Origin of the sequence: Allobosea sp. TAB14 (assembly GCF_052113865.1) — a bacterium.
In the GTDB taxonomy this organism is placed as follows: domain Bacteria; phylum Pseudomonadota; class Alphaproteobacteria; order Rhizobiales; family Beijerinckiaceae; genus Allobosea; species Allobosea spartocytisi.
Genome location: NZ_JBFRDQ010000074.1, coordinates 1 through 21,830 on the forward strand (window position 1 = coordinate 1; position 21,830 = coordinate 21,830).

Annotated in this window: 21 protein-coding genes and 1 tRNA gene; 10 read left to right on the top strand and 12 right to left on the bottom strand. The window is 67.6% G+C overall.

Features of this window, described 5'->3' with window-relative positions:
* Nucleotides 1-250: 250 nt before the first annotated feature.
* Nucleotides 251-898: a JAB domain-containing protein gene (locus tag AB4Y99_RS13150; RefSeq protein ID WP_441523625.1), complete on the bottom strand. Its 648-nt coding sequence runs from the start codon at nt 896-898 to the stop codon at nt 251-253.
* Nucleotides 895-1,719, bottom strand: a complete 825-nt coding sequence (map, locus tag AB4Y99_RS13155; protein ID WP_441523626.1) for a type I methionyl aminopeptidase — start codon at nt 1,717-1,719, stop codon at nt 895-897. Before map ends, AB4Y99_RS13150 begins: the two co-directional genes overlap by 4 nt.
* A gap of 129 nt (nt 1,720-1,848) precedes the next feature.
* Here map and AB4Y99_RS13160 point away from each other — a divergent pair, with 129 nt between their 5' ends.
* From AB4Y99_RS13160 to gpt, 4 genes are all read left to right on the top strand, one after another.
* Nucleotides 1,849-2,694 carry an FkbM family methyltransferase gene (locus AB4Y99_RS13160; protein WP_441523627.1) on the top strand — a complete coding sequence of 282 codons (846 nt, stop codon included), beginning with the start codon at nt 1,849-1,851 and terminating at the stop codon, nt 2,692-2,694.
* 95 nt (nt 2,695-2,789) lie between these two features.
* Nucleotides 2,790-3,551, top strand: a complete 762-nt coding sequence (locus tag AB4Y99_RS13165) for a competence/damage-inducible protein A (protein WP_038358487.1) — start codon at nt 2,790-2,792, stop codon at nt 3,549-3,551.
* A gap of 364 nt (nt 3,552-3,915) precedes the next feature.
* Nucleotides 3,916-5,682 (top strand): methyl-accepting chemotaxis protein, encoded by a 1,767-nt coding sequence (locus AB4Y99_RS13170; RefSeq protein ID WP_441523628.1) that lies wholly within the window; start codon nt 3,916-3,918, stop codon nt 5,680-5,682.
* Between the two features lie 133 nt (nt 5,683-5,815).
* A complete protein-coding gene (gpt, locus tag AB4Y99_RS13175; RefSeq protein ID WP_038358485.1) occupies nt 5,816-6,325 on the top strand; it encodes a xanthine phosphoribosyltransferase in 510 nt (169 codons plus the stop codon).
* Nucleotides 6,326-6,340: 15 nt separating this feature from the next.
* Here the strand turns inward: gpt and AB4Y99_RS13180 are convergent, their stop codons facing one another.
* The 4 genes from AB4Y99_RS13180 to AB4Y99_RS13195 form a co-directional block, all read right to left on the bottom strand.
* Nucleotides 6,341-7,936 carry an EAL domain-containing protein gene (locus AB4Y99_RS13180; protein WP_441523629.1) on the bottom strand — a complete coding sequence of 532 codons (1,596 nt, stop codon included), beginning with the start codon at nt 7,934-7,936 and terminating at the stop codon, nt 6,341-6,343.
* A 154-nt stretch (nt 7,937-8,090) separates the two neighbouring features.
* The gene (locus tag AB4Y99_RS13185; protein WP_441523630.1) at nt 8,091-8,984 is read right to left on the bottom strand and encodes a DMT family transporter; all 894 of its coding nucleotides are present in this window, start codon (nt 8,982-8,984) and stop codon (nt 8,091-8,093) included.
* A 126-nt stretch (nt 8,985-9,110) separates the two neighbouring features.
* Nucleotides 9,111-9,536, bottom strand: a complete 426-nt coding sequence (locus AB4Y99_RS13190) for a DUF1330 domain-containing protein (protein ID WP_441523631.1) — start codon at nt 9,534-9,536, stop codon at nt 9,111-9,113.
* Between the two features lie 4 nt (nt 9,537-9,540).
* On the bottom strand, nt 9,541-10,140 hold the full coding sequence (locus AB4Y99_RS13195; RefSeq protein WP_441523632.1) for a DUF2239 family protein: 600 nt from the start codon (nt 10,138-10,140) through the stop codon (nt 9,541-9,543).
* Between the two features lie 171 nt (nt 10,141-10,311).
* On the opposite strand from AB4Y99_RS13195, the gene AB4Y99_RS13200 reads away from it, so the two are divergent.
* The 3 genes from AB4Y99_RS13200 (at nt 10,312) to AB4Y99_RS13210 (ending at nt 15,631) form a co-directional block, all read left to right on the top strand.
* Nucleotides 10,312-13,128 (top strand): phosphoenolpyruvate carboxylase, encoded by a 2,817-nt coding sequence (locus AB4Y99_RS13200; protein ID WP_441523633.1) that lies wholly within the window; start codon nt 10,312-10,314, stop codon nt 13,126-13,128.
* A gap of 206 nt (nt 13,129-13,334) precedes the next feature.
* The gene (locus tag AB4Y99_RS13205) at nt 13,335-14,900 is read left to right on the top strand and encodes an AMP-binding protein (RefSeq protein WP_441523634.1); all 1,566 of its coding nucleotides are present in this window, start codon (nt 13,335-13,337) and stop codon (nt 14,898-14,900) included.
* Nucleotides 14,901-14,974: 74 nt separating this feature from the next.
* Nucleotides 14,975-15,631, top strand: a complete 657-nt coding sequence (locus AB4Y99_RS13210; protein ID WP_248311080.1) for a DUF1190 domain-containing protein — start codon at nt 14,975-14,977, stop codon at nt 15,629-15,631.
* Nucleotides 15,632-15,664: 33 nt separating this feature from the next.
* Here AB4Y99_RS13210 and AB4Y99_RS13215 read toward each other — a convergent pair.
* Nucleotides 15,665-15,750, bottom strand: a tRNA-Leu gene (locus AB4Y99_RS13215).
* A 54-nt stretch (nt 15,751-15,804) separates the two neighbouring features.
* A complete protein-coding gene (locus AB4Y99_RS13220; RefSeq protein WP_441523635.1) occupies nt 15,805-16,458 on the bottom strand; it encodes a DUF938 domain-containing protein in 654 nt (217 codons plus the stop codon).
* 126 nt (nt 16,459-16,584) lie between these two features.
* On the opposite strand from AB4Y99_RS13220, the gene AB4Y99_RS13225 reads away from it, so the two are divergent.
* On the top strand, nt 16,585-17,847 hold the full coding sequence (locus AB4Y99_RS13225) for a hemolysin family protein (RefSeq protein WP_441523638.1): 1,263 nt from the start codon (nt 16,585-16,587) through the stop codon (nt 17,845-17,847).
* Nucleotides 17,848-17,905: 58 nt separating this feature from the next.
* Here the strand turns inward: AB4Y99_RS13225 and AB4Y99_RS13230 are convergent, their stop codons facing one another.
* A complete protein-coding gene (locus AB4Y99_RS13230; protein WP_441523641.1) occupies nt 17,906-18,265 on the bottom strand; it encodes a hypothetical protein in 360 nt (119 codons plus the stop codon).
* An 81-nt stretch (nt 18,266-18,346) separates the two neighbouring features.
* On the opposite strand from AB4Y99_RS13230, the gene AB4Y99_RS13235 reads away from it, so the two are divergent.
* A complete protein-coding gene (locus AB4Y99_RS13235; protein ID WP_441523639.1) occupies nt 18,347-18,613 on the top strand; it encodes a hypothetical protein in 267 nt (88 codons plus the stop codon).
* The gene (gene chrA, locus AB4Y99_RS13240; protein WP_441523640.1) at nt 18,498-19,835 is read left to right on the top strand and encodes a chromate efflux transporter; all 1,338 of its coding nucleotides are present in this window, start codon (nt 18,498-18,500) and stop codon (nt 19,833-19,835) included. The genes AB4Y99_RS13235 and chrA overlap by 116 nt, the downstream gene beginning before the upstream one ends.
* Nucleotides 19,836-19,838: 3 nt before the next feature.
* Here the strand turns inward: chrA and AB4Y99_RS13245 are convergent, their stop codons facing one another.
* From AB4Y99_RS13245 to AB4Y99_RS13255, 3 genes are all read right to left on the bottom strand, one after another.
* Nucleotides 19,839-20,159 carry a hypothetical protein gene (locus AB4Y99_RS13245; protein WP_112764565.1) on the bottom strand — a complete coding sequence of 107 codons (321 nt, stop codon included), beginning with the start codon at nt 20,157-20,159 and terminating at the stop codon, nt 19,839-19,841.
* Nucleotides 20,160-20,288: 129 nt separating this feature from the next.
* Nucleotides 20,289-21,482: an FAD-dependent monooxygenase gene (locus AB4Y99_RS13250; protein ID WP_441523636.1), complete on the bottom strand. Its 1,194-nt coding sequence runs from the start codon at nt 21,480-21,482 to the stop codon at nt 20,289-20,291.
* 124 nt (nt 21,483-21,606) lie between these two features.
* Nucleotides 21,607-21,830: zinc-finger domain-containing protein (locus tag AB4Y99_RS13255; RefSeq protein ID WP_441523637.1), on the bottom strand; the 224-nt coding region annotated here is incomplete at its 5' end.

Below are 21,830 nucleotides of genomic sequence, written 5' to 3' on the forward strand. Positions count from 1 at the left end.
GGCCAGTGCCGTGCCCTTCGCCATCGACGAGAGTCACTTGTTTCTGGGTTTGTTCTACTTGCTTCAATGTCCGGCGGATTTCGCCGTCTGTAAGGCTCGGCATTGGGCACTCCCGTAAGCTGCTAGGTGGGGTCGCCAGACGGCCAGCGGGGGTCGGCGACTGGGGCCAAAAAGGGTGTCGACCGCCCTAAAACCGACCCCAATATGCCACAACATCCGGGGATACGACAAGCAAAAAAATCGTTGTGTATCAATGTGATATGGCGTGATCCTGCGTGATCGAAATAGGTCCTGTGGGATGGTTATGGACGAGGATGATGGCCGAGGCCGAGAGCTCCAGCGCGCGGCGCATCACCTCGCGCGGATAGACCGGCGTATGGTCGACCGTGCCGGTCTGCTGCACCTCGTCGGCGATCAGCGCGTTTTTCTTGTCGAGGAAGAGGATGCGGAACTGCTCGCGCTCGGCGAAGGCCATCGCCATGCGGCAATAGTCGAGGACGGAGGACCAGGAGGACAGGACCGTGCGCTTGGCGACGGCGCCCTTGGCCATGCGCTTCAGCGCGGCTTCGACGATCTTGAGATCGAGCGCCACGCCTTCGCCCACGCCCTTGATCTCGGTGAGGCGGGAGGCCGGTGCAGCGAGCACCTCGGCGAAGGAGCCGAAGCGCTGGACCAGCTCCTTGGCGAGCGGCTTGACGTCCCGCTGCGGGATCGAGCGGAAGAGCAAGAGCTCGAGCAATTCGTAATCAGGCAGCGCATCGGCGCCGGCCTCCTGGAAACGGGCGCGCAGGCGGTCGCGATGGCCGTGGTAATGCGGGGGCGGCGGGGAGGCGGCAGCTTCGGCAAAGGCGGCAGGCGCGGGCGCCTTGCGTGATCCCTTGCCAATGCCGACGCTCATTTCGGAGCGAGCGGATTGTCGAGGCCGGCCGGCGAGAGCGTGAAGATCTCGCAACCCGTTTCGGTGACGCCGATCTGATGCTCGAACTGGGCGGAGAGCGAGCGGTCGCGCGTCACCGCCGTCCACCCGTCGGACAGCACCTTCACGCCCGGCTTGCCGAGATTGATCATCGGTTCGATGGTGAAGACCATGCCGGGCTTGAGCTCGATGCCTTCGCCCGGGCTGCCATAGTGCAGGATGTTCGGAGCGTCGTGGAAGAGCTGGCCGATGCCGTGGCCGCAGAAGTCGCGGACGACCGAGCAGCGCTCGCCCTCGGCATAGCGCTGGATGGCGAAGCCGATATCGCCGGTGGTGGCGCCGGCACGCACCGCCTTGATGCCGCGSAGCAGGCTTTCATAGGTGATYTCGACCAGCCKYTCGGCCTTKCGSGRRATSTCKCCGACGCCRTACATSCGGCTGGAATCGCCRTRCCAGCCATCGACGATCAGCGTGTAGTCGATATTGAGGAYGTCGCCYTCGCGCAGCGGCTTGTCGTCCGGGATGCCGTGGCAGACGACATGGTTGATCGAGGTGCAGATCGACTTGGTGTAGCCGCGATAGAACAAAGTCGCCGGATAGGCGCCGTTGTCCATGGCGAACTGGAAAGCGAGGTCGTCGAGGCGCTGTGTCGTGACGCCGGGCTTGACGTAGGCGCCGAGCATGTCGAGCCCCGCCGCCGTCAGCCGGCCGGCCTTGTGCATGGCGGCGAAGGCCTCGGGGCCGTGGATCTTGATGACGGGCTCGCGCGAACGCGAACGGCCGATGGTGTCTTCGAATGTCATTGCGCGCGGAGAACTCCTTGATCCTATATCTATTGCGTTTGCCGGCGGAGGCAAGCCGGAAGCGGCATTCGCGCTCCCGAATGGCTGGTGTTGCGCCGCCGCACGGTGTATCAGGCTGCCGCAATGGCCATGATCGAACCCAGCACGGCGGAAGAGCAGCCCTTCGGCGCCTTCGCACCGAAACCCTTCATAGCGCGCATCATTTCCCGGACACGCGCTGCCCCGGATAATTTTTTCGGCCGGAAGAGCGCCTATGCGCTGCGCAGCATCGGCCTGCGCGCACTCGAGGGTGCGCCGGTCGACATCGAGGCGCTCGGCGCCAAGATGAGGCTCCATCCGAACGGCAATATCTGCGAGAAGCGGGTGCTGTTCACGCCGCAATATTTCGATCCGATCGAGCTGGAGATGCTGGCCTCGCGCCTGCGCGACGGCTTCACCTTCATCGATGTGGGCGCGAATATCGGCGCCTATTCGCTCTTCGTCGCCGCCCGCGCCGGGCGCAGCGCCCGCGTCCTCGCGGTCGAGCCGCAGCCGGACGTGTTCGCCCGCCTCGCCTACAACATCGCACAGAACCCGTTCGGCACSGTGAAGGCGGTGGCCTGCGCGCTGGCCGACAAGCCCGGCGAGCTGACGCTGTTCATCGACCCGGCCAATCGCGGCGAATCGAGCGTGCGCATCCTCAACTCGACCACGGCCAGTCCCGTGAAGGTGCCGGCGACGACGCTGCTCGCGCTCGTCGAARGCGAGCATTACGAGCGCATCGATGCGATCAAGCTCGATGTGGARGGGGCKGAGGAYCTGATCCTSGAGCCCTTCCTGCGCGATGCGCCGCCCTCGCTCTGGCCCGGTTTCATCATCATCGAGGATTCGCGCCTGCGCTGGCAGAGCGACCTCGCCGGGCTGCTGAAGCGCAGCGGCTACCGGCTGGTCCGGCAGACCCGCATGAACATGCTGTTCGAGCGCGATCCGGCCTGAGCACGCAGGGCCGGCATGGCCGGCGCGCAATCGGGGATGCTTGAGCAAAGCCTCGCGACGCCCTAGCTCTTGACCCTCAGGTCAGGAGCCGCGTCATGTCCGCAAGCCAAAGCAGCCAGCCGCCCGTCATCGTGACGGCGGCGATCCTCGTCATCGGCGACGAAATCCTGTCCGGGCGGACGAAGGACAAGAACATCGGCTATATCGCCGAGTACCTGACCAATATCGGCATCGAGCTGCGCGAGGTCAGGGTGGTGCCGGACGTCACCGACGAAATCGTGGCGGCGCTGAACGCGCTGCGCGTCCGCTACACCTATGTCTTCACGACCGGCGGCATCGGCCCGACCCATGACGACATCACCGCCGACGCGGTGGCGGCGGCCTTCGGCGTCTCGATCGACTACGATCCGCGGGCGGTCGCGATGATGCGCGAGCGCTTCGCCGCCGAGGATCTGAACGAGGCGCGGATGCGGATGACGCGCATCCCGGCCGGTGCGGAGCTGATCGCCAATTCGGTCTCGAAGGCGCCGGGCTTCAATATCGGCAACGTCTATGTGATGGCCGGCGTGCCCGCGATCATGCAGGCGATGCTCGACGTCGTCGCGCCGACGCTCACGACCGGCACGAAGATCCTCTCCGATACGGTTCAGGCCGGCCTGCGCGAGGGCGATATCGGCGGGCCGCTGGCGGAGGTCGCGAAGGCGCATCCCGACGTCTCGATCGGCTCCTATCCKTTCTGGTCCGAAACGGGGCCGGACACCAACATTGTGGTGAGGTCGCGTGATGCGGAGAAACTCCAGGTTGCAATGGCGGAGGTGAAAAAGATGATCCGCGAATACGGGCAGCGTGCTCGCTAAGGTTGTTGCGGTGTATACAACTTATACGGGCATATATGCTGTGCCGGCTACTTGATCGACCTGACGTAATGCCAATTTGAGCTTTTGCGGCTCTCGAATAGAAATGATTATACTTATTCTTTCATTCTGTAGTACATATCGACGTTATTTGGGGAAGATCATTCTCTTTTAAAGTATTCGTAAACCGTTTTATGCGATGACTATACCGCGGCTGGAGCGAATTCAGGCCGCGCCCGTGGCTGCGACCTGCTGCGGGCATTTTCCTTGACTTTCATCGTGACGACGGCCCGCGAACCGGAAGGCGTCGCGGCCTGTCCGGGGGGTATGGATGTTGCTCTTTTCCGGTCTTCTATCGAATCGCCGCATGGCGGAGCAGATCGCCGCGATCAACCGTTCGCAGGCGGTGATCGAGTTCGACCTCGACGGCAAGGTGCTCGATGCCAACGAAAACTTCCTCAGCGTGATGGGATATTCGCTGGCCGAGGTGAAGGGGCAGCATCACAGCCTCTTCGTGACGCCGGACGAGCGCGGCAGCGCGGCCTACAAGCAATTCTGGATCGATCTCGGCCGCGGCGAATTCTCGCGGGGGCAGTATCTGCGCGTCGGCAAGAGCGGCAAGGAGGTCTGGATCCAGGCGAGCTACAATCCGATCATGGGGTCAGGCGGCAAGCCGGTCGGTGTCATCAAATACGCCTATGACGTCACCGAGCAGAAGAACCTGCTTGCGGATCTCGAAGGCCAGCGCGCCGCGATCGACAAGGCGCAAGCCGTGATCGCGTTCGATCTCACGGGCAAGATCCTGCACGCCAACGAGAACTTCCTGACCGTGCTGGGCTATGCGCTGCCGGAGATCGCCGGGCAGCATCACCGCATGTTCGTCGACCCGACTGAGCGTGAATCGAGCGCGTACAAGGCGTTCTGGGAACGCCTCGGCCGCGGCGAGTACGATGCCGGCCAGTACCGGCGCATCGGCAAGGGCGGCAAGGAGGTCTGGATCCAGGCGAGCTACAACCCGATCCTCGACGCGCAGGGGCGCCCCTACAAGGTCGTGAAATTCGCCACCGACATCACGGCCACCTTCAAGGGCAAGCAGCTCGAGGCGGCGGTGCAGGAAACCTCCGAGACCATCGCCCGCGCGAAGGCGAAAGATCTGACCGGCCGGGTGCCGCTTGAAGGCAAGAGCGGCGAGGTCGCGACCCTTTGCGCGGGCGTCAACGACCTGCTGGACACGCTTGCCGAGGTCATCGGCTCGGTGCGCGACATTTCCGTGCGGATCGACGGCGCATCGCTCAAGATCACCTCGGACAGCCAGCAGCTCGCGGAACGCACCGAGGCCAATGCCGCGAGCCTCCAGGAGACGGCGGCGACGACCGAGGAGCTCGCGGCTTCCGTCAAGCACAGCGCCGGCAACTCGAAAATGGCCGTGCAGCTCGGCAACGAGGCGAGCGATGTCGCGGCACGCGGCGGCGCGATCGTGACCGAGGCGGTCGATGCGATGGGGCGGATCGAGAAGGCGTCCTCCGGTATCTCGGAGATCATCTCGATGATCGACGAGATCGCCTTCCAGACCAATCTGCTCGCGCTCAACGCGGCGGTTGAGGCCGCCCGTGCGGGCGATGCCGGGCGGGGCTTCGCCGTGGTGGCGACGGAGGTGCGGGCGCTCGCCGCGCGCTGCAGCGAATCCGCCAACGGCGTCAAGGCTTTGATCGCGAATTCTGCGCAACAGATTCAAGCCGGTGTCGGGCTGGTCAAGGATGCCGGGGCGACGCTGCGCGAGATCGTCGATGCGGCCTCCAAGGTGGCGAGCACGGTCAACGAGATCTCGCAGGCCACGGTCGAGCAGGCCAACGGCATCGACGAGATGGCCCGCACCGTCGCCCATATGGACGAGATGACCCAGCAGAACTCGCTGCTGGCCGACCAGAGCGCGAAGGTCGCGCGCGACCTCCAGCAGGAGACGGAGGCGCTGAGCACGATGGTCTSGGCCTTCARGCTCGACGGCCAGCGCCGGCAGCCCGTGCCGCATCTCGTCCATTCGGCAGCGCCCGTCGCGGTGAATGCGCGGCCGGCCGTGGTTCCCGCCAGGCGCCTTGCCGCGGGAGGCGGCGCGGATGGCTGGGCGGAGTTCTGAAGCCGGCGAGGGCGCCCATAGCGGGCGCCATTGGGGATCGCCGCCGCCGGCCTCTTGCCAGCGGCGGCGCAATAGGGTTTTCGGTCTGTAGCAAGGCGCATCTGGCGCCGCGATCAGCCCGGAGCGCTCCGCCATGGCCGAACCGACCTCGAACAAGGCCTTCCCGGTTTCCTGGGACCAGTTCCACCGCGATGCGCGCGCGCTCGCCTGGCGGCTGGCCGACAAGGGGCCCTTCGAGGCGATGGTCTGCATCACGCGCGGCGGGCTGGTGCCGGCGGCGATCATCTGCCGCGAGCTGGGGCTTCGGCTGATCGATACGGTCTGCGTCGCGAGCTATCACGACTACAAGAACCAGTCCGAGCTTAAGGTCCTCAAGGACGTCGCGCCGAACATCAAGGCGATCGGCGACGGCAAGGGCAAGGGCGTGCTCGTCGTCGACGACCTGACCGATACCGGCAAGACGGCGCGGGTGGTGCGCGAGATGCTGCCCAACGCCCATTTCGCCACGGTCTACGCCAAGCCCGCCGGCGTGCCGACGGTCGATACTTTCGTCACCGAGGTCAGCCAGGATACCTGGATCTACTTCCCCTGGGACATGGCTCTCACCTATGTCGAGCCGATCGCCAAGGGGCATAAGGGCTGAGCCGGGCTGATCCGGTCAGGCGATGGCGCGCCGGATGAGTTCCGGGCCGGGGCCGTATTCGTGCTGGCGGCGGCGGTGGAAGGCGACGAACTCGCCGGCCGGGAGAGGCTTGGAGAACAGCCAGCCCTGACCGAACCGCACGCCGCGCTCGCGCAGATAGGCGAGCTGCCCCTCGGTTTCGATGCCTTCCGCGACGATGTGGAGGTCGAGCGTCTTCGCCATGTCGATGATATGGCCGATCACCGGGCTCGTCGCCGCATTCCGGCCGATGGTCTCGACGAAGGCCTTGTCGATCTTCAGCGCGTCGAGCGGCAGGCGCTGCAGATATTGCAGGCTGGAATAGCCGGTGCCGAAATCGTCGATGGCGACGGAGTGGCCGAGTCTGCGGGCCTCGATGATCGTCGCGCGGGCGGCCTCGACATCGATGAAGCCGCGCTCGGTCGCTTCGAGCCAGAGCTGCTCGGTCCGGATTCCCGTATCGGCGATGGCTTGTTGAATGAAGGCCAGGACGCGTCCGCTGACGAGATCCTCCGCGCTCAGATTGAGTGCGATATGCAGCGAGCGATCGGCGACGAGGACGGAGGCGAGGTCGCGGATCACCGCCTCCACCATCTGGTTGGTGAGCGCGCCGATCAGCCCGTTCTCCTCGGCGAGCGGGATGAAGAAATCGGGCCGGACCGCCGTCCCGTCCGGCCGGCGCCAGCGGGCGAGAGCCTCGGCGCCGACACAGATGCCGGTCTCGATGTCGATGATCGGCTGGTAATGCGCCACGAACTCGCGATTGCGCAGCGCGAGCTCGAGCTCCCCGAGCGGCGAGAGGCGTCGGCGTGCGAGCCAGGTGATCAGAGCCACGAGGCTGGCCGCCATCAGGCCGGCGACCGGTAGCAGCAGCCAGCGCTCCTCGCTCAGCGTTTGCGCGATCCGCTCCCGCGAGGAGATGGCGATCGCGATCCAATTCTTGGACCGGGCGGCGGCGAAGATGTGGTCGTCGTCGATGCCACTGCGGGGCTGCTTCAACAGCGAGCTCACGAGGTGGCCGTCGGGATCGCCGTGTGCCGCGACCAAGACGCCGCCCTCGCTTGCAATCACGAGCTGGGTGTCGGTGTCGGTCGCGACATCGGCCAGCAGGGAGGGATCGACCAGGATGTTGTGGTCGCGAAAATGCAGCGCCATCATTGGCTTGACGTGTGACACGATGGGCTGCACCCGCACCGTGACTGCAATCCCGTCGGCCGTCTCATAGTCGACGGGCGCGCGGGTGACCGTCGTCGCGACCTGGCCCCAGGAGGAACAGACGAGCCGGCCGTCCTTGAAGTAGCCGATCTCGTTGATCGCGGTGTTGTTCATCACGATCTCGCGCATCAGCGCGATATGCTGTGTGGAGCAGGGGACAATCTCCGCCTTGGTCAAGGCGAGGAGCGCATCGCGCACTTCGTCGTAAAGGAGCTGGGCTCGTGAGCTTCCTTGCTCGGCGAAGGACCGCAGGTTTCGTTCCTCGCGGCGCAGGGCGCTGACCCAGGAAACATGCAGCATCAGCACGATAGGCAGAATCACCGCGACGGCGGCGAGAACAGCCGCCAGCACAATGATGTGAACGCGCTTTCGACCCATGCAGCCTGTCGGTGGGCGCCTGCGTCAGTCAGGCCTGCCCGCCAGCATGGCGCCTATCCGATAAATATTTGGTTTCGTAGGTGAATCGATTTCGGTGTGAGGGCCGGTTTTCGGGGCCGCATGACGATGCCTCCGAGCCGAGATCTCGATGCCGTCAATTCGCCGATGGCGAGCGGAACGCCAGCACCATCCCGGCGATGACGACCGCCATGCCGGCGATCTCGGTCGGCGAGGGGTATTCGGCGAGAAGCAACGCGCTGCAGGCCGCGGTCACCACCGGCACCAGCGGTAGGAAGAGCGTGGCCTTCGCCGCTCCCAACATCGCGACGGTGCGGGCGTAGAGATAGAGCGCGACGACCCCGACCAGCACGCCCTGGTAGAGAGCCTGCAGGAGCACCTCGGCGAGCGGAACCTGCGCCATATGGACCGGCAGCGCGAGGGCGACGAGGCCGAGCAGTGGCAATGCCAGCACGCAGGACGCCACCGTGACCTCGACCGAGCTCGCGCCCCAGCGCCGCGCCAGCAGGCCGAAGACCGACCACATCGCGGCGATCAGGACGAAGAGCAGGTCGCCGATCCAGGCATCGGGCCGGGAGGGCGTCGCCATCAGCGCGTCGCGCGAGAAGATCGCGATGCCGAGGACGATGATGCCGAGCCCGGCGAGCCGCATCCGTCCGGCACGCTCGCCGGTCACCAGGAAGACCAGCAGCGCTGTGAAGACGGGGATCAGTCCTGGCGAGATGATCGACGAGTGCAGGGCCGGCGCAAAATGGGCGCCGCCGACAAGGATCAGGCTGTAGAGCGGCCCGATGAGCAGCGCCATGAACCAGGCCCGCTTCCAGCCGAGCGACCCGACGGGAAAGGGGCGGATCCGCGTCGCCGCCCAGGGAATCAGCACGGCGGAGGCCGAGACGAAACGCAGGATGGTGACATCGGCCGGCGACAGGCCGGTCAGCATCGCATGGCGCGAAACCACGGACTGGACGCCCCAGATCAACGCTGTCGCGAGCCCGCACAGAATGCCGAACCACCGTGTGTGGGAACTCATGATGCGCTTCTGTCGAGGGGGCTAAAGGCAAAGGGTGCCGGCGGGCTATGCCTTTGGGTCCGTGCCGTGGCAATGGCGTTTCACGCAGCCCGTCCCGGCGTTCCGGCGATGGCGGTTTCGCCTGCTTCAGCCCGGAAGGGGGCGGGAGACGAGTGGCAGCAGCCGCGCATCCTCGACCGCGGCCGTGCGGTGGCCGATGCCGGCGAGATAGGCCGCGTTGCCGGCGAAGGCGATGAAATCCGCAACCGATCTCTGCCGGACCAGCATGGCGCGGTCCCACCGCTCGCCCTGCGGGCCGATGAGGAAGGGGCCGCCCTCGGCCAGGAACAGCAGCGAGCCGCCGCTCGCTTCCAGATAAGGCCGCGTATGCTCCAGATAGCGGTCGAAGGCTTCCGCGCCGCTGATCGGCCGTTCGGGGGCGAGATCCGGGTGGGCCGCATAATCGGCAACGCTGCGCAGGCGCAGCAGGTTCAGCATCACCACTTCGCCGGCGATGCCGCGGGCGACGAGATCGCGCCCGGCTTGCCAACTCGGTTCGAGATAGGTCTGCATCGTCTCAGCCCTGGGTGAAGGCGTCGGCCGCGAGCCTTGCGGCATAGGCGCGGATATCCGCTGGCCAGCTTTGGCTCCTGTCGGCGAAACCTGCGGCATCTCGGGCAAAAAGGGCGCGCGACGCTTCCTCGAAGCCCTCGCGGTTCCCGGCCATGGCGGAGATGAAAGCGTAAGCCGCTTCCTGCGCCTGCCTCGCTCGGCTGCGGCCGCCATCGTTGCGGCGGGCATCCTCGACGAGGTGGCGCAAGGCCTGCGAGGCCCCACCCGGYTGGGCCGAGAGCCACTCCCAATGGCGGGGCAGCAAGGTCACTTCGCGGGCGACGACGCCGAGCTTCGGCCGGCCGCGGCCACGCTCGGCCGGCGCGGCTCCGGGCTGGTCGGCGGGGCCGGTGGGAGCGGCCAGTCGCGCCGCGATCTCGGCTGCCGTGCCGCGCAGGTCGAGATCGACCACGCGGCCGGTCGCGTCGTCGAAGACGAGGGCCGACGCTGCCGGCGCGGCTTCGAGCGCGGCCTTCACGGCGAGCGCGACATCGGCAAGCGGGCCGCTGGCGAGATGGGCGTCGTCCCGGAAAGCGGTGCAGGTTCGGGCAGCGAGATCGGACATGTCGGAGGCTCCTAGCGTCGCGGCCTTCTAGCGACATATCCGATGTCTGACAATATAACCCGGGTAAAATTAATCGAGCGAGGCGGGCTTGCCCTCCCAGGCAAGGGATGCTGCAATGCAGCAACGAAGGCGCGGCGTCGGTTCCGAAGCCTTGGCGGGAGGCGATTTACCGTGATCCAACCGGTTGAAACGGCGCCGATCCCCGCCATCGACATCGCCGCGCTTGCTGACGACCTTCAGGACAAGATCGAGCAGGCACGGCTCGCCTCCCGCGACGATCCGTTCGGCAATCCCGTGTTGCGCGTCACGCTCTGGCTGACGCGCCTGATGGATTCGGGCGAGCTCACGACGGCGGCGGCCGGCGAGTTGGTGCGCCTGCTCGGGCGCCGGGCGCTGCGGCAGCGGGCCGGGCGTCTCGCGCGCTATGTCGGATTGGAGCGGGACGAGACGGCGGCTTTCGCGGCACTGGCCCGGCAGCAGGCCGAGGCGGTGGGCAGTTTCGCGGCCTTCCGTGCGGCGGTGGAGCGGCCTCGTTTCGGGGCCGTCTTCACCGCGCATCCGACCTTCGGCATGACGCGCCGGCTGGCGCATGCGCTGGCCGATCTTGCCTCCGGCCATGCTGCCGCCACTGCGGTCATCGAGGAGTCGCAGCTCAGCTTCCGTCCCGACGGGCGCATCACCTTGCAGGACGAGTTCGAGCAGGCGCGCTTCGCGGTGCGGCATGCGCGCGATGCGATCGACCGGCTCAACGCAGCCTTCCTCGACGAAGCCCGGCAGCGTTGGCCGCAGGACTGGACGCGGCTCGCGCCGCGGCCGGTCATCCTGGCTTCCTGGGTCGGCTGCGACACGGATGGACGCACCGATATCGGCTGGTGGGACACGCTGCGCTACCGGCTGGAATCGAAGGACGGGCAGTTCGCCCGCATCCTCGAAAAGCTGCCCGAAGAACCCGCGACCGCGGCGTTGCGCAAGCTGGTCGACGATGCGTGCGCGGCCGTCGGGAGGCAGCTTGCGCTGGCGCCGCCGATCGGCACGCAGCCATCGCTGGAAGCGTTGCAGGCCTTCGCGCTGGCGCTCGTCCATGAGCGTGAGACGGCCTTGCCGGACTCGTCACGCCTGCTCGCGGCGCTCGACGAGGCGCTGGCGCTGGCCTCCGACGAGACGAAGCGCGTGCTGGCGCTGGTCCGGGCCGGCGTCGTCGCGCATGGTGTCTCGATCGCGCTGCCGCATTTCCGGCTCAACGCCTCGCAGCTCCATAATGCCCTGCGCGGCGTCATCCCCTCCGATGGCGAACCGGCGGAGCCGGCCGAGCGGCGGGCCTTCCTCGCCGSCGCCAATGCGGAGCTCGGCAAGGTCGAGCCGGTCGCCGTCGATTTCGGAGCGCTCGCGGCCGAGCGCGCCTCGGCCGCGCGGATGATGATGACGATCGCCCAGATCGTGAAGCATGTGGACGGCTCGCGGCCGGTGCGCTTCCTCATCGCCGAGACGGAAACCGGCTACACGCTGCTCTGCGCGCTGTGGCTGGCGAGCCGCTTCGGCATCGCCGACAAGGTCGAGATCTCGCCGCTGTTCGAGACCTCGGACGCGCTGGAGCAGGGGCCGCGCATCATCGACGAGGCGCTGCGCAGCCCGCATTTCCGCGACTATCTCAAGAGCCACGGCCGGCTCTGCATCCAGTTCGGCTATTCCGATTCCGGCCGCTATATCGGGCAGGTCGCCTCGACCTTCTGGGTCGAGCGTTTGCGCATTCGCATCTGCGAATTGCTCGCCCGCTACGAGCTCACCGACATCGAGCTCGTGATCTTCGACACGCATGGCGAGTCGGTCGGGCGCGGCGCCCATGCCGACAGCCTCGCCGACCGGCTGGCCTATCTCGACCCGCCCTTCGCCCGGCAGGCTTTCGCCAAGGCCGGCATCGCCACGGTGCGCGAGACCAGCTTCCAGGGCAGCGACGGCTATCTGCTGTTCGGCACGCCACAGCTCGCGGGCGCGACGGTCGGCCGGATCGCGGAAGCGGTGTTCGCGGCCCCCGAGGCCGGCGCCGATCCGATCTATGACGAGCCCGACTTCGCCAGCGAGTTCTTCCAGACCGTGCGGGAGGAGATGAACACGCTGGTCGACGATCCCGGCTATGCCGCGCTGATCGGTACCTTCGGCCCCTCCTTGCTCGACAAGACCGGCTCACGCCCGGCGGCGCGACAGACCGAAGGGGCGGGGCCGGTGCGCATCCGGCATCCGCGCGAATTGCGGGCCATTCCGAACAACGCCATCCTCCAGCAGCTCGGCTGGATGGCGAACAGCCTGCACGGCATCGGCCATGGCGCGGCGCGCGCACCCGACATCTTCCGCGCCATGCGCGAGCAATCCGATCGCTTCGACCGCGCCTACAGACTCGCCGCCCATGCGATGGGCCATAGCGACCTCGACGTGCTCAGGGCCTATCTCGACTCGCTCGACCCCGGAAGCTGGTTCGACCGGGCGCGGCGGACGACGCGGGATGGGCGCCGCGAGGAATTGCTCGTCGTCGCCGAGGCACTGTCGCGGCTGGAACTCGCGCCCATGCTGCGGCGGCTGTTCTGGCGGCTCTCCGCGGATGCGCTGAAGCTCAGGGCCACGGCCGACGACGTGCCGCGCATGCCGGTCAGGCTCGCGGCGCTGCATGCGCTGAGACTCGCGGCGATGCATCGCATCTGGCTGGCCGCAGCGCATATTCCCGATTTCCGGCCCCATGCCGGGTTGACGCGGGAGGCGTTGTTCGAGCGGCTGCTCAGGCTCGACGTGCCGGCCTCGCTCGCGCTGCTTGCCGAGATCTTCCCGCGCGATCCCGATCCGACCATCGGGCTCGATTTCGGCGAGCCGCCCGGGCCGCGCGAGGGCGGCACCTATGAGGCGCTGCATCGCGACGTGCTGACGCCGATGCTGGAGCTCTTCGCGCTGATCCGCGAGATTTCCGGCGCGATCCAGCACGAGATCGGCGCATTCGGGTAGCGCTGTCGCACAGCCGTCATGCTCGGGCTTGACCCGAGCATCTCGTGACGCGAAGGCTCCCACCTCATTCGAGGAGAGATTCCCGGGTTGTCTTGCAGGCGCCCGAGAATGACGTGCGGCTGTCCGGACCGTTCACACATTGCAACGCGCTCCGATGCCACTACGTTGACGGCAGAGGGAAACGCCGACCGGGAGACGAGCCAGACATGGCCGCCACCACCTTCGACGCCGCCGGCGCGCGGATCACGATCTTTCGCGCGCTGCTCCAGGCCGTCGTGCGGCACGGCAAGAATCGCGTCGCGCTGGAGGATCCGGAGCGCCAGCCGATCACCTATGGCAGGCTCGTGCTGGGGGCGCTCGTGCTCGGCCGCAAGCTCGCGGCCCTGACGGGCGAACGCGAGACTGTCGGCGTGCTGCTGCCGAACATGCAGGGCATGGCGGTGACGCTGTTCGCGCTCCTCGCCTATGGCCGGGTGCCGGCGATGCTGAACTTCACCGCGGGTGTGAAGAACCTGCGCGCGGCGGGCGAGCTGGCGCAGCTCAAGACCATCGTCACCTCGCGCCGCTTTGTCGAAAGGGGCGAGCTCGACAACGAGATCGCCGCGCTCGGGGAGGGCAGGCGGGTGATCTATCTCGAAGATATCCGCAAGCAGGTGACCAGCCTCGACAAGGCCTGGGGGGCGCTGCAGAGCCTCGCGCCGGGGCTGGTGCACAAGCGCTACGAGGCGGCGCCGGACGATCCGGCGGTGATTCTCTTCACCTCCGGCACGGAGGGGACGCCGAAGGGCGTGGTGTTGAGCCATGCCAATCTCGTCTCGAACGCCCGGCAGGTCTTCTCCCATGCCGCAGGGGCGATCTCGGAGCGGGACGTCTTCATGAACCCTCTGCCGGCCTTCCATTCCTTCGGGCTGACGGCGGGAATGCTGGTGCCGCTGCTGCACGGCATGAAGGTCGTGCTCTATCCGAGCCCGCTGCACTACAAGCAGGTGCCGAAGCTGATCGGCGACATGAAGGCGACCTTCCTGCTCGCCACCGACACGTTCCTGCAAGGATACGCGCGCGCTGCGGACAAGGACGACCTGATGAGCGTCCGTTTCGTCGTCGCGGGGGCCGAGCGGGTCAAGCCCGAGACGAAGCGGATGTGGGAGCCCTATGGCACCACCATCCTCGAAGGCTATGGCTGCACCGAGTGCTCGCCCGTGCTCGCGGTGAACACGCCGCAGGCGATCCGCGAGGGCACGGTCGGCCAGCTCCTGCCCGGCATCGAGGCAAAGCTGGAGCCCGTCGAGGGCATTCATGAGGGCGGCCGCCTCACCGTGCGCGGGCCGAATGTCATGGCGGGCTATCTCGATCCGCAGCAGCCGGGCAAGGTCGTGCCGCCGGAGGGGGGCTGGCACGACACCGGCGACATCGTCGTGATCGAGGACGGTTTCGTCGCGATTCGCGGCCGGGCCAAGCGCTTCGCCAAGCTCGGCGGCGAGATGGTCTCGCTGGCGGCGGTCGAAACGATGGTGGCCAAGCTCTGGCCGGACCAAAATCACGTCGTCGTCGGCCTGCCCGATCCGCGCAAGGGCGAACAGCTCATCCTCGTCACCGAGAAGGCCGATGCCGACCGCGCGGCCTTGCAGGAGGCGGCGAAACAGCAAGGCTTTCCCGAGCTCTGGGTGCCGCGCGCCATCCTGGTGACGCAGGCGATTCCCGTGCTCGGCAACGGCAAGATCGACTACGGCGCGACGCGGGAACTGGCCGCTTCGCGCCGGGCACTGCTGTGAAATTGCCGGTTGAAATGCCTTCCGACGATGACCTTAGGCACTCTTAAGCCACAATCGTAACTATGTTGCGCCGCATGATGATCCCGGCCACTGCCCTCGCCGCCTTGCGCATCGCCACGCTCGCCCCGGCGCTCTCGCTGGCGAGCCCTTCCGATCTGGCGGCGCAGTCGCCGGGCGCGACCTATATCCGGCGCGACGAATGTATCGAGGCGGGTAAGCTGACGGCGGAGCAATGCGAATTCGCTTACCGCAACGCGCGGGCCGAGTTCCTGCAGAAGGCGCCGCGCTATGCCTCGCGCGCCGCCTGCGAGCGCGCCCATAAGCGCTGCGGCGCGCAGATGATCTCGGCGGGCGGCTGGGAATCTTTCGGCAAGGGCGGCGCGACCTATGTGCCGCGCTTCATCGGCGTGCGGGTGACGGGCGAGGGGGCGGCCAGGCGCGCCTTGCCGGTGGTGGAGGGGGCAACCGTGATCGCCTTCGCCGGCCGGCCGATTTCCGAGTTGCAGGACAAGGTCGCCGGGCAGCGCGGCGTGGTCGGGCTCGTCAGCAATGTCGGGCGCGGGGCGCACCGGCATACCGGGCAATCCTCCGGGACCAGCGCCAAGAGCGGCGACCGCGACGACACGGTGCGCGTGCCGATGAAGGAAGAGTCGATCGGGGCCGATGTGCCGCCGGGCCTCTATGTCGATCCCGATGGCGTCGAATGGTACAAGCCGGCGCGTCCGCACTGATCACGCGGATAGCGATGGCAACCGGCGCAAGGCTGGTGCGGACGGCGGGGATCGAACCCGCATAGCCAAAGGCTGAGAGATTTTAAGTCTCTTGCGTCTACCAGTTTCGCCACGTCCGCGCGGTTCGAGCGGTAGCGGGCCGGCGCTCGCGATGCAAGCGTAGTGCGGCCGCCTCAGCGCTTGCGGAAGATCACGCTGAGATTGTTCGCCGGCATCTCGACGATGTCGGGCGCGCCGAAGCCGCTGACCTGTGCGAGCGCGGTCACCGCACCGAGATCGCGCAGCCCCCATCCCGGGTTGCGGCTGCGCAGGCTCTCGTCGAAAGCGAGGTTGCCGGGCTCCAATTCCCGGCCCGGGCGTCGGAACGGGCCGTAGAGGCAAAGCGGCGCTCCGCCGGCAAGCAAGGCTCCGGCATGGCGGAACAGCCCTTCGGTCGCCTTCCAGGGCGCGATATGGATCATGTTGATGCAGAGGATAGCGGCCGGCGTGAGTGCGGGCCAGGCATCGCCGCTCGCGTCGATCTCGATCGGCGGCAGGATGTTGGCGAGGCGGCTTTCGGCGCTCCATGCGGCGATGCTGGCGCGCGCATCCGGGCTCGGATCGCTCGGCTGGAAGGTCAGAGACGGCAATGCCTGCGCGAAATGCAGCGCATGCTCGCCCGAGCCGCTGGCGATTTCGAGGACGAGGCCGTTCGCGGGGAGAACGTCCCGCAGCACGGCCAGGATCGCGTCGCGGTTGCGCTGGGCGGATGGCGCGCGCAGCCGCGCATCGCCTTCCGGGCGGGCGGCTTCGGCGGGATTCCAGAAGCTCGGCTTGGTGGTTGTCATGAGGTGGCCGCGATTCTCAGGGCACCCCCATCGCGTTGGAGGCGCAATACGCTATAAGGGGGCCGGAAGCTGGCCGCCAGATGTCGCGGCTTTGCAGGTCGCAGGCTGGTTTTGTTAACCGAAATCCTGATCGTCGTGGTGCTGACTGTGATCAACGGTCTGCTCTCCATGTCGGAACTCGCCGTCGTCTCATCGAGGCCGGCTCGGCTCAAGGTTCTCAGCGATCAGGGCAACAGGGGCGCGACGACCGCCCTGCGCCTCGCGTCCGATCCCGGCCGCTTCCTCTCGACGGTTCAGATCGGCATCACGCTGGTCGGCGTGCTCTCCGGCGCTTTCTCGGGCGCGACGCTCGGCACGCGCCTGTCGGCGTGGCTCGGCACACACGGATTCTCGCAATCGGTATCCGACACGCTCGGCGTCGGCATCGTCGTCGTCGCCATCACCTATCTGTCGCTGATCCTCGGCGAGCTCGTGCCGAAGCAGGTTGCGCTGCGCGATCCCGAGCGTGTGGCGGCGCGCGTCGCGCCGGCCATGGCGTTCCTGTCCAAGATCGGCGCGCCGCTGGTCTTCCTGCTCGACATCTCCGGCAAGGCGGTGCTCGCGCTTCTCGGCCAGAAGGGCGAGTCCGAGGAGAGGGTGACCGAGGAGGAGGTGCGCACCATCATCGCGGAGGCCGAGACGGCCGGCGTTCTGGAGCGCGACGAGCGCGAGATGATCACCGGCGTCATGCGCCTCGCCGACCGTTCGGCGCGGGCCCTGATGACACCGCGCCGCGAGGTCGAGGTCGTCGACCTCGCCGACAGCCCCGAGGAGATCTGCGCGCAGCTGCGGGCGACGCGCCGTTCGCGCCTGCCGGTGCAGGACGGCGAGTCGGATTCGATCGTCGGCGTCGTGGTGGTCAAGGACACGATCGATTTCCTCGGCAACGGTGACATGCAGGAATTGCGGGCGCTGGTGAACGAGGCGCCGGTGGTGATGGATACCGCGGACGCGCTGCATGTGCTGCGTGAAATCCGCTCGAGCCGGGTGCATATGGCGCTTGTCTTCGACGAATACGGTCATTTCGAGGGCATCATCACGCCGGGTGACGTGCTCGAGGCCATTATCGGCGTCTTCCAGGAGGAGGAGGAGAGCGAGCCCGCCGTGGTCGCGCGGCCGGACGGCTCCTATCTSGTYGCMGGCTGGATGCAGGYSGACGARTTCTCGCASGARYTCGGCATCCMSATKCCGCGCGAYGCSGAYTTCCAGACSGTSGCCGGCTTCATCCTGGCCGAGATGAACCACCTGCCCAATGTCGGCGAGACCTTCGACAAGGATCGCTGGCGCTTCGAGGTGGTCGATCTCGACGGGCGCCGGATCGACAAGATCCTGCTCAGCCCGATCGCGTGATGCGGGCTGCCGGCATTGACGCCGGCGGAGCCTCCGTGGTGTAGTCGGGCCAAGGGGTTCATCGCGACGACCCCGTGAGGCTTCGGCCCAATGCTCGCGTCCAACTTCCTTGCTTCAGGATGGACGCATCATGTCTTCCAACGAACAGATCACGGTTGCGCAATTGTCCCGGCTCGTCGGCAGGCCCGACGCACCGGCGATCATCGATGTCCGGATCGACGAGGATTTCGCCGCCGATCCGGTCTTTCTGCCCACGGCGACGCGCCGCGACTACCGTGCGGTCGCGGATTGGGCATCGGACTATGCCGACCAGCAGCAGGTCATCGTCGTCTGCCGTCAGGGCCTCAAGCTGAGCGAAGGGGTCGCTGCCTGGCTGCGGCAAGCCGGCATCGCGGCGGAGAGCCTCGAAGGCGGGCATCTCGCCTGGCGACAGGCCGGCGGGCTCACGGTCTCGTCGGCGCGCCTGCCGCCGGCCGGTCCCTCCGGCGGCAGCGTCTGGGTGACGCGGGCCCGGCCCAAGATCGACCGCATCGCCTGTCCCTGGCTCAGGAAACCCATAACTGGCCTTCCGCGCGTCCGGTTTCGGAGCCCCGCTCATGACCACCCTGCAATCGGACATGGCGGCCGGGCCGGCCGAGCGCATGCCGACGCTGGCCGAGGCGACGCGTGTCTGGACGAAGATCGGTTGCCTCTCCTTCGGCGGCCCGGCCGGGCAGATCGCTCTGATGCATCGCGAGCTGGTCGAGGAGCGGCGCTGGATCGGTGAGGAGCGTTTCCTGCATGCGCTCAACTACTGCATGCTGCTGCCGGGCCCCGAGGCGCAGCAGCTTGCGATCTATATCGGCTGGCTGATGCACCGGACGCTCGGCGGGCTGATCGCCGGGCTGCTCTTCATCCTGCCCGGCGCGCTGGTGATGCTGGGCCTGAGCGCGCTCTACGTCACCTGGCGCCATGTGCCGCTGGTTGACGGGCTGTTCTTCGGGATCAAGGCGGCTGTCCTCGCCATCGTGATCGAGGCCGGCTTCCGCATCAGCCGCCGCGCGCTGAAGACGCCGGTGATGCGGCTCGTGGCGCTGGCGGCCTTCCTCGCGCTCTTCCTGTTCAAGATGCCGTTTCCGCTCGTCATTCTCGCGGCGGCGTTCGTGGGCTGGGCCGGACATCGGCTGGCGCCGAACCTGTTCTCGACGGCGCAGCGCCATGCCGCGCTGGGTCCGCCCGTCACCGGGCTGGTCGATGAGCTGTTTGCGCGCGGGGAGCTGACGCATACGCGGCCCTCGCCGGGCAGGGCGCTGCGGGTGCTCGCGCTCTGGCTGCCCCTATGGCTGGCGCCGGTCGGGCTGCTCTGGCTGACGACCGGGGCCGGGAGCGTCTGGACGCAGATCGGCTCCTTCTTCAGCACGATGGCGGTCGTGACTTTCGGCGGCGCCTATGCGGTCTTGAGCTATGTCGCCCAGGCGGCGGTCGAGGGCTTTGGCTGGCTTGCTCCGGGCGAGATGCTGGACGGGCTCGGGCTCGCCGAGACGACGCCGGGGCCGCTCGTGCTGGTTCTGCAGTTCGTCGGCTTCCTGGCCGGTTTCCGGATGCCCGGCATGTTGCCGCCGCTGCTGGCCGGCAGCCTCGGCGCGCTCCTGACGCTGTGGGCGACCTTCGCGCCCTGCTTCCTGTGGATCTTTCTCGGAGCGCCCTATATCGAGGCGCTGCGCAGCAACGAGAGCCTCTCGGCGGCGCTGGCGGCGATCACGGCGGCAGTGGTCGGGGTGATCGCGAACCTCGCCTTGTGGTTCGGGCTGCATGTGCTGTTTCGCGAGCTGCGCGGTCTCGACCTCGTCTGGCTCTCGCCGGACGTGCCGGTGCTCTCGTCGCTGGACTGGCAGGCGGCGCTGCTGGCGGCCGGCGCCATCCTCGCGATTCTGCGGTTCCGCATAGGCATGATGCCGGTGCTCGCGGCCTGCGGGGCGGCGGGCATCGCCCTCAAGGGGCTGGGTTGAGGCTCAGCGCCGCGGCGGCTCGCCGGGCTCGATGATGCGGTACTCGGCGTCGATGATCTCGATGCGCTCGGCTGGCCGAGCCTGACCGCCGAAGGGATCGGCCGCGCGGTCGAAGCCGGCGGCCTTGAGCTTGGCCTTCAGCCGCCAGACCGCTATGGCGCCGGCCACCGCGACGATGGGGATCAGGATCAGCGCAAGGCTTGCCGCCACGAGGAACAGCGTGATGCCGACGACGAAGCTTGCGGCCATGACGAGCCATGTCGCCCAGCGCGGCATCGAAGCCCCGCGACGGTTGAGCTGGTCGTAGAGATTGACGCGGATCATGTCGGTTCCACTCCTCCTCGGGCCAAGAGATAGGAACGAATTGCGGCGTTGACGAGATGCCCTTCGGATCGGCGGCGCCCAGAGACCTTTTGACACAGGCCAAGCCGTTGGTGAGGGCCGAAAAGGAACTCAGCCCGCGTCGCGCCAGCCGTAGAGCCAGTCATAGCGCTTGCGCATCCCCTCCGGGCCGAGGCGCCGGAGCACGAGGTCGCGCCCGATGCTCCAGGGCCAGCCGAGATGGAAATTGCGGCCGTTCTCGCGGCTCGCCTCCTGCACGCGGGCGACGCGTTGCGCGCGGGCCGCGGCATAGGCCGCCATGGCAGCCTGGACGCCGGCAGCGCCCTCCCGCGCCAGATGCTCCGCCAGGAGGCGCGCGAGCACGCCGGCATCCTCGATGGCGAGCGAGGCGCCTTGGGCCAGGAAGGGCAGGACCGGGTGGGCGGCGTCGCCGAGCAGCGCGATCCGTCCCTTCGCCATGGCGGCCGGCTTGCGGTCGAACAGTGACCAGACCTGCCAGCCGCCGGCGGCGCCGGCGAGCTGTCGCAGAGCCGGTGAGGCGCCGGCGAGATGCTCGGTCAGGACGGCGCGGTCACCTTCGCGGGTCCAGCCTTCGCGCGCCTCGCGCGCCTGGCGCAGGACGACGAGGTTGATCTGCCTTCCGCTCGACACGGGGTAATGAACGGCATGGCGTTGCGGGCCGAGATGCAAGGTCACGCGCGGCTTTTCGCCCGCGATGCCGGGAGCTGTCGCCGTCGGCACCATGGCGCGCCAGGCCTCGTAGCCGGTGAATTCGGGCGCAGCCGCATCCCCCGTCAGGCCACGGATGCGCGACCACAGCCCGTCGGCGCCGATCAGGCCGAGGCCGTGCAAGGTTTCGCTGCCGTTCTGACTGCTGAGTGTCGTGGTGACGCCGGCATCGTCCTGCCGCACATCCTCGACGCCCCGTCCGACCACGAAGCGGATATTGGGCATGGCGCGGGCAGCGTCGAGCAGGACGGTGTGCAGGTCGATGCGGCTCATCAGGCGGAAAGGCGTCGGCGCCCCCGCGGGATCCGCCGGCATCTCGACCACCGTCGCGCCGTCGCGCCAGCGGCGGACGGCCAGCCCGTTCGAGGAAACGCCGACACGCTTCAACGGCAAGGCGAGATCGAGCGCCTCGAGCACGCGGCCGGAATTCGGGGTGAGCTGCAGGCCGGCCCCGGTCTCGCCGAAGCCGGTGCGTTTCTCGACGACGGTCGAGGCGATGCCGCGCCGGGCCAAAGACAGAGCCGCCGCAAGGCCGCCGATGCCGGCGCCGGCGATGAGGATGTGAGGAGCGCTCAAGGCAGCCGCCTTCGATGGATCGACCGGTTGTCGCCGCAGGAGCGCAGGTGCCCCTCAGAACCTGCGCGGATGGATCGTCAGCCGCTCAGGCCGCGGCGCGAGCCTGCGGGCCGCGTCGCGGGAATCAGGCCGCCTTGGCGTCGTCGTGATACTCGCATTCCGGCGGATTCGACGCGCTGCCCTTCAGCGAGGGGTCGTATTTGAACAGCGTCGAGCAATAGGGGCAGACGATCTCGTTGTCCGAGCCCATGTCGAGGAAGACATGCGGATGGTCGAAGGGCGGCTTGGCGCCGATGCACATGAATTCGTGCGCGCCGACATGGATCACGGCGACGCCTGCGTCGTTCT

Bases quoted from the DNA above. Each gene is read 5' to 3' on its own strand.
- AB4Y99_RS13150 (WP_441523625.1), bottom strand. From the start codon at position 898: ATGAGCGTCGGCATTGGCAAGGGATCACGCAAGGCGCCCGCGCCTGCC.
- gpt (WP_038358485.1), top strand. From the start codon at position 5,816: ATGGCCGAACCGACCTCGAACAAGGCCTTCCCGGTTTCCTGGGACCAG.
- AB4Y99_RS13180 (WP_441523629.1), bottom strand. From the start codon at position 7,936: ATGGGTCGAAAGCGCGTTCACATCATTGTGCTGGCGGCTGTTCTCGCC.
- AB4Y99_RS13185 (WP_441523630.1), bottom strand. From the start codon at position 8,984: ATGAGTTCCCACACACGGTGGTTCGGCATTCTGTGCGGGCTCGCGACA.
- AB4Y99_RS13190 (WP_441523631.1), bottom strand. From the start codon at position 9,536: ATGCAGACCTATCTCGAACCGAGTTGGCAAGCCGGGCGCGATCTCGTC.
- AB4Y99_RS13205 (WP_441523634.1), top strand. From the start codon at position 13,335: ATGGCCGCCACCACCTTCGACGCCGCCGGCGCGCGGATCACGATCTTT.
- AB4Y99_RS13210 (WP_248311080.1), top strand. From the start codon at position 14,975: ATGATGATCCCGGCCACTGCCCTCGCCGCCTTGCGCATCGCCACGCTC.
- AB4Y99_RS13220 (WP_441523635.1), bottom strand. From the start codon at position 16,458: ATGACAACCACCAAGCCGAGCTTCTGGAATCCCGCCGAAGCCGCCCGC.
- AB4Y99_RS13230 (WP_441523641.1), bottom strand. From the start codon at position 18,265: ATGCCCGCCTTCGAGGCTCTCCGCCGCGATGCCGGCTTGCCGCAGCCA.
- AB4Y99_RS13245 (WP_112764565.1), bottom strand. From the start codon at position 20,159: ATGATCCGCGTCAATCTCTACGACCAGCTCAACCGTCGCGGGGCTTCG.